At 49.4% G+C, this 13337-nt stretch carries 11 protein-coding genes; 8 read left to right on the top strand and 3 right to left on the bottom strand.

Annotation, left to right across the window (positions count from 1 at the left end; genetic code table 11):
• Positions 1-110: 110 nt before the first annotated feature.
• Together CWM47_RS06080 and CWM47_RS06075 are read left to right on the top strand one after the other, a co-directional pair.
• Positions 111-1142 (top strand): aldose epimerase family protein, encoded by a 1032-nt coding sequence (locus CWM47_RS06080; RefSeq protein ID WP_100987135.1) that lies wholly within the window; start codon positions 111-113, stop codon positions 1140-1142.
• Between the two features lie 176 nt (positions 1143-1318).
• Entirely contained in the window at positions 1319-1561 is a 243-nt protein-coding gene (locus CWM47_RS06075; RefSeq protein WP_100987134.1) for a hypothetical protein, read from the top strand.
• A 125-nt stretch (positions 1562-1686) separates the two neighbouring features.
• On the opposite strand, the gene CWM47_RS06070 is transcribed toward CWM47_RS06075, so the two are convergent.
• Positions 1687-4662: a tetratricopeptide repeat protein gene (locus CWM47_RS06070; RefSeq protein ID WP_170069411.1), complete on the bottom strand. Its 2976-nt coding sequence runs from the start codon at positions 4660-4662 to the stop codon at positions 1687-1689.
• Positions 4663-4900: 238 nt separating this feature from the next.
• Here CWM47_RS06070 and CWM47_RS38025 point away from each other — a divergent pair, with 238 nt between their 5' ends.
• The 3 genes from CWM47_RS38025 to CWM47_RS06055 all read left to right on the top strand — a co-directional run bounded on the left by CWM47_RS38025 (position 4901) and on the right by CWM47_RS06055 (position 6576).
• Positions 4901-5128, top strand: a complete 228-nt coding sequence (locus tag CWM47_RS38025) for a hypothetical protein (RefSeq protein ID WP_170069410.1) — start codon at positions 4901-4903, stop codon at positions 5126-5128.
• A gap of 35 nt (positions 5129-5163) precedes the next feature.
• Entirely contained in the window at positions 5164-5853 is a 690-nt protein-coding gene (locus CWM47_RS06065) for a hypothetical protein (protein WP_100987132.1), read from the top strand.
• A 312-nt stretch (positions 5854-6165) separates the two neighbouring features.
• On the top strand, positions 6166-6576 hold the full coding sequence (locus CWM47_RS06055) for a type II toxin-antitoxin system VapC family toxin (RefSeq protein ID WP_100987130.1): 411 nt from the start codon (positions 6166-6168) through the stop codon (positions 6574-6576).
• A gap of 63 nt (positions 6577-6639) precedes the next feature.
• Here the strand turns inward: CWM47_RS06055 and CWM47_RS06050 are convergent, their stop codons facing one another.
• Entirely contained in the window at positions 6640-9684 is a 3045-nt protein-coding gene (locus CWM47_RS06050; RefSeq protein WP_170069409.1) for a ligand-binding sensor domain-containing protein, read from the bottom strand.
• Entirely contained in the window at positions 9681-10454 is a 774-nt protein-coding gene (locus tag CWM47_RS06045; RefSeq protein WP_100987128.1) for a LytR/AlgR family response regulator transcription factor, read from the bottom strand. The genes CWM47_RS06050 and CWM47_RS06045 overlap by 4 nt, the downstream gene beginning before the upstream one ends.
• Before the next feature lie 256 nt (positions 10455-10710).
• Between CWM47_RS06045 and CWM47_RS06040 the strand changes: the two genes are divergently transcribed.
• From CWM47_RS06040 to CWM47_RS06030, 3 genes are all read left to right on the top strand, one after another.
• Positions 10711-11130, top strand: coding sequence for a globin domain-containing protein (locus CWM47_RS06040; RefSeq protein ID WP_240625730.1), 420 nt, complete (start codon positions 10711-10713; stop codon positions 11128-11130).
• Between the two features lie 27 nt (positions 11131-11157).
• Entirely contained in the window at positions 11158-12063 is a 906-nt protein-coding gene (locus tag CWM47_RS06035; RefSeq protein WP_100987127.1) for an alpha/beta fold hydrolase, read from the top strand.
• 282 nt (positions 12064-12345) lie between these two features.
• The gene (locus CWM47_RS06030; RefSeq protein ID WP_100987126.1) at positions 12346-13314 is read left to right on the top strand and encodes a hypothetical protein; all 969 of its coding nucleotides are present in this window, start codon (positions 12346-12348) and stop codon (positions 13312-13314) included.
• Positions 13315-13337 lie beyond the last annotated feature (23 nt).

Raw genomic sequence — 13337 nt, 5'->3', positions numbered from 1 at the left:
AGAACGAATCTTGTTTTGTCATATCATCAGATTATCCATTTACCCCTGTAGCACCAGCAGGTATTTTTACTTATTGACAAAGTGGCTACTAACAAATTGCACCATAACCTATGAGTCAGATAACCTCTTTATTCTGGGGAGAAGCCGATCAGGTCCCCGTTTATCTGTTCAGGATTACCAACAGTAGCGGAGCCTATGTTGAGTTTACCAACTACGGAGCTACGCTTGTAACTATTTACGTACCCGACAGGCACGACCATTTGGGCAACGTGATCCTGAGTTACGATTCTTTAGCAGCTTACGTAGCTGATACCTACTACCTGGGGTCAACGATCGGGCGGTTTGCAAACCGGATAAAGGGTGCCCGGTTTACGCTGGATGAGTACGAATACGCGTTGGATGATAATGATAACGGCCAGTCCAATCATGGTGGCTATAATGGGTTCAATCGTAACGTGTTTACCTACACGATCGATGAACAAAGCGTTTCCTTCACGCTGACCAGCAAGGATGGGGATGGCGGTTACCCCGGCACGCTGGATTTTACTGTCAATTACCGATGGAATGACGAAAATGAATTGACCATCGATTACCGGGCTACCAGTGACCGCACAACGGTGGCCAATTTCACCAACCATGCCTACTTTAATTTATCCGCCGGGGCTAGAAAAATTCTGGATCACCAGCTTTCTATTAACGCCCGGTACATAGTGGAGGCAGGCGACGATTATATTCCCACGGGGCAACTAATTCCGGCCGGTCAACTCACCTTCGATGCAAACGCAATCAGGAGCAGGGTTAAGGATGATGGCCATACGCTGGCCGGTCTCAATGTTTGTTATGTCCTCGAAAAAACAGGCGGTTTGTTTTCCAACGCGTGTCGCCTGTTTGAGCCCGTCAGCGGTCGCCTGCTGGAAGTGGACACTTCATACCCAGGCATGATACTGTACACCGGTGATTATCTTTCTGGCAACGAACCGGGTTCATACGGACCATTCGATGGCCTGTGCCTTGAGTGCCAGTATTTCCCCGACAGTCCAAATCAGCCCCATTTTCCAGATACGAGACTGTATCCGGGCGAAACATATCACCATCGTATCGTTTTCAGATTTTCTGTCATGCCCGGATCCGCTCCATATTAACATCCGGATGACCGCCTGCGTCAGTTGTAACAACGTCAAACAAACTATGTCTGTGGAGTAGTTCAGGAAATATAAATAACCGGCAATTACTTGATAATGACGAATTAATGACGACTTCTTATTGTTTTTGTTATGGAGAGTTAGGCTACAGCATTTCCTGATTTTCACGCTTGATCATGTTAGAAATTTTTGTCGGTGATGTGGTGTACTATGTTACGGCCGACCGGACGTTAGCGAAAGATAAGATTAAAGCCATTTGCAGTACGAGAATTAAGGGTAGAAGCCAGCATATCTACACCTTACACAATGGATTAAGTAAACTGGAAGGTGACTTATTCTTGAGTCTGAAGCGAGCCAAGGCCCATTTTGAGCGATGTAAGATTGAGGTTCGCATACCAAAAGGTTTTGAAACCGACTAATCCCGTTACTGTCTGGCCGGGTTCACTTTCTGCTGACTGGGAATGCTGCCCACTTCCCGCTCCCTAACAACCGCTGAACGGGGTGGTAAATACTACCTCAGTAAGTATGGCAACAAAGCAATACCCTAGGCCGGCGTACGTGCTTTGTTCTGGTAGTCGGTAGGTAACATACCAAATTGTTCGCGGAAACATTTGGCGAAATAAGACAGCGAATTAAAGCCTACTCCATAAGCAATCTCCGACACGCTGCCGGTTCTACCTTCCAGATGTTGGGCCGCCCGTTTCAGTCGCATGAGCCGCATAAAATCACTGGCCGCTACGCCCGTCAGGCCAACGAGCTTGCGGTGTAGCTGCATCCGGCTCAGGCCAACTTCCTGCCCGAACTGCTCGGCACTGAAGTCGGCGTTGCCGAGGTTGGTTTCCACAATAGTCATGACCCGGGCCATAAATTTCTCGTCGGCTGAGGTGGCCGTTATCTCCTTCGGCTGAATGCGGATTTCTCGTTTGAAGCGCTCGTGCAACTGGCGACGGGTATCAATCAGATTGCGGCTACGAATCAGTAACTCACGGGCATCGAATGGCTTGGTCAGGTAGTCATCGGCACCGGTCTGGAGACCCGTCAGGCGCTTGTCCTGGGTGGAGAGGGCCGTTAGCAACACAAACGGAATATGGCTGGTGCGCTCATCCGTTTTGATGCGGTGACAGAGTTCAATGCCGTCCATGTCGGGCATCATCCAGTCGCTGATGATCAGGTCGGGCAATTGTTCCTGTGCCAGTTTCAACCCCGCACGGCCATTCTCGCTTTCCAGCACCTGATAGGTGCTTTGCATCAGGTTACGGATAAAGGTTCGCACGTCGTCATTATCTTCAACGATCAGCAACAGGGGCTGATTCGTACGACCCTTATCCAGCGGTGCCGCAGCAGATAGCTGGTCCTGGATGGTTACCGAAACAATGTGATTTGCTGACTGCGGTCTGCCCGTGGGTGAGCTGGCCGTTACCGTTTCTGGCCCGGCAACGGGAAGCAGTACCACAAATCGGGCGCCCGCGCCGGGCTTACTATCGATCGTGATTGTTCCCTTGTGCAATTCGACAATTTCTTTCACCAGCGATAACCCAACGCCCGTGCCGGGTTGCCGATCCATGCGGGGCGATGCGCCCTGATAGAATCGCTCGAAGACCTTATCCGTCTGCTCGGCTGCAATGCCCATACCGCTATCGTCAACGGTTATCTGAACAAAAGCAGCGTCATCAACCTGAATGGGTTCGGCCTGTACCGTTATTTCTCCGCCGTCGGGGGTGAATTTGAAGGCGTTGGACAGCAGGTTGGTCACTACTTTCTCCAGTTGATCGGCATCGTGGCTGACCAACAGCCGTTCCGGCGATAGCTGTACCGACAGACGAATGTTCCGCTGTTCGGCCGTGGACGAAAACAGGGCGGTCACTACGTTCAACAACGGTTTTACGTCGTCGGTCTGTAGGTGAAGATGTAGTTGCCCGGATTCGAGTTTGGACAGATCGAGCAGTTGGTTGATCAGTTGCAGGAGTCGTTCGGCATTGCGATACATAACCGTTACTTCGGTCCGTCGAATAACGGTTTCTGCCTTATCGGCTAACCCGTGTAGTTTTTCACTCAAGGTGCCAATGATGAGCGTTAAGGGAGTACGGAATTCATGGGTAACATTGGTGAAGAAGCGTGTTTTGGCTTCGTCTAATTCCTGAAGCTGTTGTGCCTGCGTGGTCAACACAATGGCCTGACTCTCCAGCAACTGCGTCTGGACTTCCAGTTGCTGATTCTTTTCGGCAACGACTTTACCCTGGGTTAGCAATACTTGATCGTTACGAATTTTCAGGCGCTGCCGACTCACGACCAGACCGGCAATGATCAAGGCCGCCAGTAAACCGGCACCCACCGTATTACGCCACAACCGATCCACTTGCTGATCCTTTTTTAACAGCTCGATTTCGGCCTGCTTCTTTTCCGATTGGTATTCGGCCTGCACTCCGGCGATTTTTTTTATGCTTTCCTCATTAAAGGCCGAGTCCTTGAGCGCCACCCATTTCGACTGAAACTGGTAGGCTTTGGCATATTCGCCGGTTTGTGCATGAGCCGTTGCCAGTCCCTTATAGGTGCGCAACCGGCCTGCCTGTTGTTTGACCGTTTCAACCATAGGCAGGGCTTTGTTGAAAAAATCGAAACTTTCCGCTGCCCGGCCGGTCTGCAATCGAATCTCGCCCAGTGACAGCAAACTCGATACGATGCCGGGCGTGTAGCTCAGGCGGGTGGCTGCCTGTAACGCCCGCTGAACCGTTGTTTCGGCCTTATCATATTGCTTTATCCGGCAGTATGTTTCGCCCAGATCGTTGTCGCAGATGACCAGCCCCATAGGTTCATTGAGGGCGGCAAAGCGGTTGCGGGCCTGAATCAGGTAGGTAATGGCTTTCAGGTTATCTTTTTTGAGCTGATAGATGACGCCAATGTTTGCTAAAGCCCCCGCCTGATTGCGTGGATCGACACCGGCACTTTTCCGAAACGATTGCCAGTAGTAATACAAGGCATGATCGTATTTTTCTTGGTATTTAAAGACGATACCTATGTTATTATACGTCTTGGCAACGCCCCCCAAATCACCCGCTTTCTCGCTCGCCCGCAGGCTTTTAAAGTAATAGGAGGTTGCCTGTGAAAAGTCGCCCAAGGCGCGCAGGCTCAGACCGATGTTACTATATACCGACGAGAGTCCGTTCTGATCGTTCAACTTCTCAAAGTAAGGCAGGGCCTTGTTCGCCAACTGAATAGCCTGCTGGTACTGCCCCTGCGACCAGAAGTAAACCCCAAGACTGAGGTAACTACGACCAATCCCGCGAGAATAACCAAGTTGTTGGGCAAGCCGGGATGCCTGTTCGGCATATTGCTTTGCTTTTTGGGGATTGTTACTGAAATACAACCCAACTGCTTTGTTAAGCAGGATTACCCGATTGGTGTCCATGCCGGCATGAGTAAGGAGGTTTTCCAGGCTGTCTCGCTTGCTTTGTTGGGCTGATACCAGGTGCGATGTTATCAACAGGATAACGCCCAAAAGCAGACTACGAATTGATTTCATGAGTAGAGGAGATAACCAGGGCGGCAAGGTATCATCACGGCCGGAGAAAACATGACGATACTTAGGGATCGGTAGATAATCTATAGCCCAACTACACAACAGGCTCCATTCACCAATTCTTTTATCCCCTGTTACAGCCGTGCTATAGAATGTTACGAGCCTGCTAACCCCTGCCTGCCGCTTCTCCGTAGGTTTGTATCGTTCTTTATTCCTCACCCAACGATACCCAACGATTACAATGGAAAAGCGAAATGTTTGTCGGATGGCTACTATTCTATGCAGTCTTTTTGCCGTGGCCATCAGCATTCGAATAGACATGGTTACCTGGCAATGGCAGGATGATCGGCCAATGGGAGTCGCCCTGGGGCTACTCAGTGCTATTTTCGCCACGCAGTGGTTCCACTACCAGAAGCAACTGGATGCGAGATCAGAACAGCCGGGCTCGCGGGATCGGCTGCTCGATTAGCCAGCTAAATCAGTATATTAACCCCAATACCGAGCATGGAACGCTATGTAACCGCCTTCGTTTTTGGCCTATGTGCAGCGCCATTGTTCTTTATCCTAACCCTAACGGCTATCGACTCGATTAACCGGTCTGATCCCGGACAGGGACCCAGCTTGTCGACAAGTCTCCTTTTGGGGGTTATTTTGGCCCTAGTAGGTTTCATCGTCACGGGCGGGTTGGCTTTGTTTTATGGCGGACATGGATATCTGCGTCCGATACAGACGACTACTGCTCTGATGCTGGCTGGCTGGAGTATAGCCGGGGCCATTTTTGCCTGGCATGAACCCCGTCAGCTGGACTATAGTGGCCGGCAGGGTGTGCTGGAGGCCGAAATTAGGGTGGCGACATCGCTGCTTGACACGCTCAAACCCGATCAGGTGATCGTTCCCTCTTTTTTAGGTGGCAGCTTCGACCAACTCCATACCGAACAGATTCGGCATGAAGGTAATTTTCTGATCATACCCTGGGAGACGACGGTGAACGTTGTCTATAACTGGTCTATCTGGGTAACGCTACGCTATAGCCAGCACCTGTACTTTCCCATGAACCTACCGTATCGGCCAACCCAATCGACAGAATGGTCGGACTGGAGTGGGCCCGCTCCTCACAAAAACAGCACCACGCCCGAAGGTATCAGTCTGCGTTACCGGTTTAAGCTGGTGCCACAATCCGTTCAGCACCAATAGTTTTTAGGCCCCACCGCAAAACTTGCAAAGTTAGTGTGCCGGTAAATCTGACCACCTCACTGGATGGAATAAGCCCTTTAAACTTACGAATAGCTTAATTCGTTACATTTACAGAAATTAGTTAGTAATCAGCATGGCACACGTAACCAAATCTAATCCGGTCCAAACTAAGGAAACCAACTCTGGTAAAGGGGCAAAAAAGGAGACTACTATGCCTAAATCAAATATGAAGGCGGGTTTTGGTATTTTTAAAGATAAAATTATCAGTAAGCCATCCGCCTGGAGTGCCGATTTGCGCCGTACCGTTAAGAAATGAGGTATATTCTTGACACGCACGTTCTTATCTGGCTCATCACTCAAGACGCTCAATTAAAGCCTTTCATCAAAGCTGTTCTGTTCGATCAGGCAAACGAATTTTATGTTAGTCATGAGAGCCTGCGTGAAATCGTTATTAAAGCGAAGTTGAACAAACCAGATTTCAGATTACTCCAGAGCGTTACCATTTCCGACATTGCCAAGACCCTTCAAGAAACGTTGGGTGTCAAACTACTAGCTTCTAAAGTGATGCACATGCAGCAGTTAGAAGAGTTGATGCCTATTCATAACGACCCTTTTGACCATCTTCTGATCTGCCAAGCTATTACTGAAAACCTGATCATGATTAGCCACGATGGAAATTTTCCCCTTTATCAGAGTCAAGGTCTACACCTACTTATAGCCTGATTTTAAGCCATCACGCATTGAAAACATGAGAATTTCCTCAACAGAAAAACTCCACGTTTTCTTTCAAAGCAACGGCACTGCTACAGTAAACTCGGTATCGGTTTGGGTAATGCTGATCTCGCGTCCACTCAGGTAGCCATATAGTGATTTTAGGCTAGCCAATCCCTGTTTGTTCGACGTTTCCACGAAGTCCTTTTTTTGCAGTGTGTTTGCCACAAACAGGGTGTTATTTTCCGTAAAAATCCGGATGTAAAGCGGACTTTCTTCATCGAGGATATTATGCTTGATGGCATTCTCGAGCAGATTCTGGATCGTTACGGGCACAATTCGATGGGTTAAATACGCAGCGTCTACGTTGATACTAATTTGCAGGTCACTGCCAAAGCGGGCGGCCTGGAGGTCGATGTAGTTTTGGGCAAAGGTCAATTCATCCTGGAGACTGACGAGTTCCTTGTCTTTATTCTGCAGGATATACCGGTAGATCGTCGATAGCTTCCGCAGAAACTGCGACGCATCTTTCGGTTTGGTAATGATCAGGCTGTTGAGCGAGGTCAGGCTGTTGAACAGAAAATGGGGGTTGAGGTGGTTGATCAGGTTCTGGTACTGAATCTGGGCCTTATCCCGTTCGAGCCGGGTTGTCTGTATCTGAAAGTGGTGTAGCTGAGCCGTTTGCCGGGTGCGGTATAAGTATAACCAGTACGTCAGTCCCAGCAACAAGGCCAGCAGGGCCATTCGGAACCAGCGCGTATTGTAAAAAGCGGTGTCAATATGAACAGCCAGTGTCGTTTCGCCCGTCTCTGTTTTGCCCGCTACCGCCTTGACCCGAAACGTATAATCGCCCCCCGGAATTTTGGTGTAGTTAGCCACCGTGCGGGCATCGGCCTTTACCCAGTGATCATCGTATCCGTCCAACGTATAGAAATAGACGTAGTGCTGCTGAACGCGGTTCAGGACAGCATAGCTAATGCTGAAATTAGTGGCGCTGACGCCCAGCCGGATTGCCGGACTATGCGCCTGAACGAGCATCGTTGTATCGGGTAACGTGAGGGTGCTGATCAGGACACTGGCGGGCGCAATCTGCCGGTTGATTCGATGCGGCATAAACTCGACCACGTAATTTTTCAGGGTGGTGATCAAGTTTCCGTTTCGCAGGGCAAACATATAATTGGTATACCCAATGTTTGATTCATTGAGTGCCAGCGTGGTATTTTGAACGGACGAGCGAGCCAGATTGATAATGGAAAACTTATTGAGCGAAGCCATCCAGATTTGCCCGTAAGCATCGGCGCAGACGGCTTTGCACTCGTTGGTGCTCAGGCCGTCCTGATCTGTCCAGAGTCGCGATGTGCCCCGTTTCGGGTCCACTTCAAGCAACCCCTGCCCCGACGCAGGTATCCACAGCCGGTTCTCGGCGTCGGTTGTGAACGGCAAGTGGTCGGCGTAGCCCGAACCAGCCTGTTGCACCGGAAACGGCACAAATCGCTGCTGACCCGCCGAAAACCAGATAAGCCCTTTGTCCCGCACATCGGCCCACAAGCGTCCGGTTTTATCTAGTCCAGCCGAGTAAACCCTGTATTTTTTAGTTTCGCCAAAAGGCAGCGGGTAGGTTTGCCAGCGGCCCGATGGCAGGTAGCACCTGAAAATAACATCGCTGGTACCGAACAGCCACAGCCAGTCGCCCTGCCGTACCATACTGCGCAGGTCAGCCGCGTGACTGAACAGCGATGGCGGCAAAGGAAACGGCGTAAACGTTCGGGTTCGCCGGTTAAAAATGCTTACCGATTTCCCCTGCCGAATGTAAATCTCATCCGGGTTAAGCCCCGGCAGTAAATTCGTCTGACCCGACCAGACCGTTTGCCGCATGGGCAGGGGTAACGAATAAACAGTTAATTGACCTGACGCTGACTCATATTTCAACAACTCCTGATCGACCGAGAAAAACCACCAGTTTCCGACCTCATCTTCCAGAAATGAGGTTAGCCCCTGCTTGTGGGCAAGCGACGGATGCATCCGGGCCAGATCGTGAATTTGATAGAAGGCGTTTCCGGGATTGGTATACGAAATGCCATTCACCGTACCGAGCCAGATCGTACCATCATTTTGCTGCCAGCCCGCCCAGAAAAAATCACCGGCAATCGAGGTTCGCCGGGCCACATCGTGAAAAAACTCGCGGACTTTATACGAACCGGCTTCGGCCGTAAACATGGTATAGGTCCACGAACTGATCCACAAATTATGCTTTCTGTCGACAAAGATTGTTCCCACCGGAAAAGCCGAACGGCCTGTCTGACTGGTGAGCGAAATGCTGTTCGTAATCGTTTTATGGACCAGATCATACACTAAAATCCGCTGGTCAGTATTGTCTGAAAAAAGCAATTTGTCAGTCCCATCGAGCACCAGGGCCGACGTGTCGTGCAAACGAAAAACCGGCAGTTGCTCCGGGTTATTCTTATGATTAAAAAATTTCCCGGTGTTGATGTCCAGATAGTTTAGCCCATTCTGTTCTGTCGTCAGCCATAGGCCATCCCGTTGAGGATCTTCCACGATACCATTTTTACTGATGTAATCGCCGGAGAGCGTTGCGGGCTTTGCCGGATCGTTTTTAAACTGGGTGATCTGTCCCGTTGCGGGGTCCAGCCGAAACAATCCTTTGTTCAAACTGGAGAACCAAATGCGTCCCTTGCGATCACAGAGGATGTTCATACACCGGCCGAGGTTTTCGGTACCCACTAAGCGGATAGCCGAGAATTGCCCCGTACGGCTGTCGCGCCGACTGATTCCATCGTCCGTTGCCAACCACAAATCATTGGCTTTATCCTGACATAAGTCGTGAACAATATTGTTGGGTAAACTCCCCGCCCGGTGACTGGCCTTGAAAACCGTAAAATGGCTGCCATCGAACCGATTCAATCCTTCGTAGGTGCCAATCCAGAGGTACCCATCGTGGTCCTGTAACAGACTGTTAATGACGTTATATGATAGTCCCTGCGACTCCTGAATGTGCTGGAATTCGAGCGGCAGGTTAACGGGTTGAGCATAAACAGTCTGACTGCCAATACAGGTCCAACTAAACAGCAGAAAAAGACGAAAAAACGAAGCGAGCCTCATTTCTCCAGCCATTTTTTAAACGAAGGAGCCTTGTCGCGGCTGATGTCGATCTGTACCTGATGATTTGGCGTTTTCAGCACAAGCTGCAACTTCAGATTCGCCAGTCCTTTTACGCTCTGTACGGCGTTGATATTGACCAGACAGTGGCGGCTGGCGCGATAAAACAGGTCAGGATTGAGCATGGTTTCAATCTCGTCCAGCGTATCGTAATCCAGAATGTAGCGTTCGCTGGTGTTGGTAACCATAAAATTCAGTTCGTCGCGGATGATATAGGCGACATCGGCTATCTTGACAGGAACCCAGCTATTGCGAGCGTTACCCAGAAAATGCTCTTTGTAAGTGGATTTGAGCGACGCAGGCGTGTTCAGCGCATCCATCAGTTTTTGAACGTCAACAACCAGTTTGTTCTGGTTTTTGGTCAGCGCGCGGGCTTTGGCAACGGCTTGCCGGAGTTCGTCCCAGTCGACGGGTTTAAGCAGGTAGTCGATGCCATTTACTTTAAAGGCCCGGATGGCATGTTCGTTATAGGCCGTCGTAAAAATGACGGGGCATGAGATTTTAAACTTCTCGAAGATGGTAAAGCTAATCCCGTCGGACAGTTGGATATCAGCAAAAATGACGTCTGGTTCGGCGTTCTCAGCGAACCAACGTAAAGCAGTTTTCACACTACTAACCGTACCGACAATTTTGATACCCGGATCGACCTCCGCAAGGCTAGCCGTCAGTTCGAGAGCTACTAATTTTTCATCTTCAATAATGAGCGCATTCATGGTAGAGAGGATTGAGCAGAGAATCTACGCTAAAACTCTCATTTTCAATCAGCAATAGCAAGTTTCCGGCAACGAACCGTACTGGTCGCGGGTTTAATGACGCAGAACGGGTCATGAATCGTGTGGTGTAGTTCAACTGCGACTGATGACTTCTTTCGTACGACTGATTACCTAATACTGGCGACTCATTGGAGAAAATTTGGTGAACTACCTATTTAGTCGGTGCTTTATCCGATTCAATAGAACACTGATTTTTATGATGACGCAACAACAACTTCAACTGGTCAAACAAACCTGGAAACTCCTGCGTGAGATTGAACCGGCCGTGCTGGGTGATGTCTTTTATCGGCGTTTATTTTTCAAGTATCCAGCCCTGCGGCCCATGTTCAAGGGGTCGATGGAAAGCCAGTATCAGAAGTTCGTTGATATGCTCAGTATTATCGTAGCGCGACTGGACCGGCCGGATACCGTGGCGCAGGAAATTGGTCTGTTAGCCCGAAGCCACGCCGGGTATGGCGTACAGCCCTCCCACTATGCCGATGTGAAAGAGGCCCTGCTATGGACACTCGAACGCGGATTAGGACTCGACTGGAACACCGATGTGCAACAGGCCTGGATTGCCTGTTATGACACCCTTACCCAACTCATGCTCGAACAGGCTCCACTGAGTCACTAATTCAGCAGGGCATAAACGATACCATCTATGACTATAAAACGCAGGTCCCATTTCAAGGATCAGGTGAACGACTTTGCCTATTTCAGAAATTGGACCACTCAGCTGGAAGCCGCCAACGGCAGGCAATATGAGCAATACGAGGTTCACACGTCGCTGGGAAAAACGCACGTGTGGGGGTTGAACACAAAGCAGGAAAACCTGGATAGCCTGGTTATTTTTCCGGGTGCCCGAACGACCTCATTGATTTGGGATTTTGATAATGGGCTTGATAATCTAAACCATAACGTGAGGATATTCATGGTCGAAACCAATGGACTTCCAAACCTAAGCCACGGCGACACGCCAGCTATTGAGTCACTGGATTATGGCGTATGGGCATCGGAAGTTTTTGACGGTTTACACCTGAAGAAAGCATTCGTAGCCGGTGCTTCATTCGGTGGACTCATTTGCATGAAACTGGGCCTTGTGGCGCCAGAAAAAATCGAAGCGGCTTTCCTGTTGAATCCCGGCTGTTTGCAACCCTTCTCGCTATCGGTAAAGAATCTTTTCTACAATCTTCTGCCGATTCTACATCCAACCCGCCGGAACGTGTCCACATTTCTGGATAAAGCGATCTTTTCAACGCCCAATCACCAGCTATCCGAAACAGCCAAAAAGATGCTGGTTGATTACGAAATTTTCGCACTAACCCGATATAAGGACAACACGCAAAAGCCGTATTACATGGCCGAACAACTGTCTGAAGTCAAAACCGACACCTATCTTCTGGTAGGCGATCAGGACCTTTTGTTTCCCTGGCAGCAGTCCGTCGAAAATGCGCAAAAACACCTTGAGAATTTACGAGAAGTCAAGGTATTTGACAATGTAGGTCACGGCATCGAAACGTACTCCGAAGCAATGGCCTATGTTGGTTCTATTCTAAAACATCATTAAGCGAGTAATCATACATACCTGAGATAGCCCTTCGTCGTTCGCGCCGGAGGGCTATTTTTTTTACCACACCAGGCAGGAAGACAGACAAACAGATTATCCCCTAAACGACTCATCGACACTGGTATACAGTTCAGCTAATAGATTACGACCATTCAGGGTGAAACTTTTGTTCCTCCCTTTTGCACCTGTCACCTTTGAACCACAATACAGGGTAAGCCGAAAACCTGATAACGAGTAGGCAACAAACGAACAGTGAACAACAACATCTATCCATTAAAAATCATGTCAACTAACTCATCCGTCAAGAGCTGCGCCCAGCTTCCCAAATGGGGCATCAACATCAATCAGATTTTTACTATCAACACACTATTTTCAAAAATCGCGGTTTCCCTTGCCGTAGCAATCGGCTCTTTTGCCTGCCAAAATGATAATCTTGTCAATCCCGCGAATCCCGGACAAGTGGCGAATCAGGCCACAAACAATATAATTCCGGACAAGCTTCCGAAATACGTGCTCATCAAAGATGGACCACAGACGGTGAGTTACTACCCGGATGGCCGGTTGAAGCGCGTAATTTATGGCGCAGACGTACCGGGCAATACTAATGAACGTACAGACTATACATATGAAGGCACTCAGTCAGTCAAGGCAACTGCAGTCTACAATAACAAAACCTACAACGAGGAAACGTTTACGCTCGATGCTTACGGCCGCTGCTACCAGTACAGAGAGTATGTCTATCCCGATGGCGGTGTGACTAAACAGAAATACGTATATAACTCGTCATATACCTACGACAACCAGGGCCGGTTAAAAACTTGGACCAGTTTCGCCCCTACCCTCACGTTACAGTACGAGTATTCCTACACAGTAGACGGTGATCTAAGTAAAGTAGTCAGATACAATGGGGACGCAGCCGATGAGGAGATTACGTTTGCTTATAAACTGGCGGAGGCCCCCGCGCTTCTACCGGATTCGTATCCGCTGAACGCTCAGTTGAACTTTAAGTGGTGGGGTCTCCTCAAGGATACGTATCTGGGCGTTTTTGGCACTGCCAGCACTCATTTGGTGAAGCGTGTAATCCGAAAAAATCTGATTACGAATCAGGTGGAGCAGGACAATAAATTTACCTACACAATGAACGCCAACGGGTATGTATCAAATCGGACGAGCGTTGATGTCCTAACCGGCGTTGTGAGGGATAGCAAGGCGTATGAGTATGTGTCGGCCGACACTCCGCCAACTTTTTAAGCCGTTCAGCTACTATAGTAGCC

The organism is Spirosoma pollinicola, assembly GCF_002831565.1.
Lineage (GTDB): Bacteria > Bacteroidota > Bacteroidia > Cytophagales > Spirosomataceae > Spirosoma > Spirosoma pollinicola.
The sequence above is the reverse complement of the archived record's forward strand: the minus strand, read 5'-3'. Positions and strand labels throughout refer to the sequence as shown.

What these genes read in the sequence shown, in the direction of transcription:
- CWM47_RS06075 (WP_100987134.1), top strand. Translation starts at nt 1,319, where the DNA reads ATGTTAGAAATTTTTGTCGGTGATGTGGTGTACTATGTTACGGCCGAC.
- CWM47_RS06040 (WP_240625730.1), top strand. Translation starts at nt 10,711, where the DNA reads ATGATGACGCAACAACAACTTCAACTGGTCAAACAAACCTGGAAACTC.
- CWM47_RS06065 (WP_100987132.1), top strand. Translation starts at nt 5,164, where the DNA reads ATGGAACGCTATGTAACCGCCTTCGTTTTTGGCCTATGTGCAGCGCCA.
- CWM47_RS06030 (WP_100987126.1), top strand. Translation starts at nt 12,346, where the DNA reads ATGTCAACTAACTCATCCGTCAAGAGCTGCGCCCAGCTTCCCAAATGG.
- CWM47_RS06070 (WP_170069411.1), bottom strand. Translation starts at nt 4,662, where the DNA reads ATGAAATCAATTCGTAGTCTGCTTTTGGGCGTTATCCTGTTGATAACA.
- CWM47_RS06045 (WP_100987128.1), bottom strand. Translation starts at nt 10,454, where the DNA reads ATGAATGCGCTCATTATTGAAGATGAAAAATTAGTAGCTCTCGAACTG.
- CWM47_RS06080 (WP_100987135.1), top strand. Translation starts at nt 111, where the DNA reads ATGAGTCAGATAACCTCTTTATTCTGGGGAGAAGCCGATCAGGTCCCC.
- CWM47_RS06055 (WP_100987130.1), top strand. Translation starts at nt 6,166, where the DNA reads ATGAGGTATATTCTTGACACGCACGTTCTTATCTGGCTCATCACTCAA.
- CWM47_RS06050 (WP_170069409.1), bottom strand. Translation starts at nt 9,684, where the DNA reads ATGAGGCTCGCTTCGTTTTTTCGTCTTTTTCTGCTGTTTAGTTGGACC.
- CWM47_RS06035 (WP_100987127.1), top strand. Translation starts at nt 11,158, where the DNA reads ATGACTATAAAACGCAGGTCCCATTTCAAGGATCAGGTGAACGACTTT.
- CWM47_RS38025 (WP_170069410.1), top strand. Translation starts at nt 4,901, where the DNA reads ATGGAAAAGCGAAATGTTTGTCGGATGGCTACTATTCTATGCAGTCTT.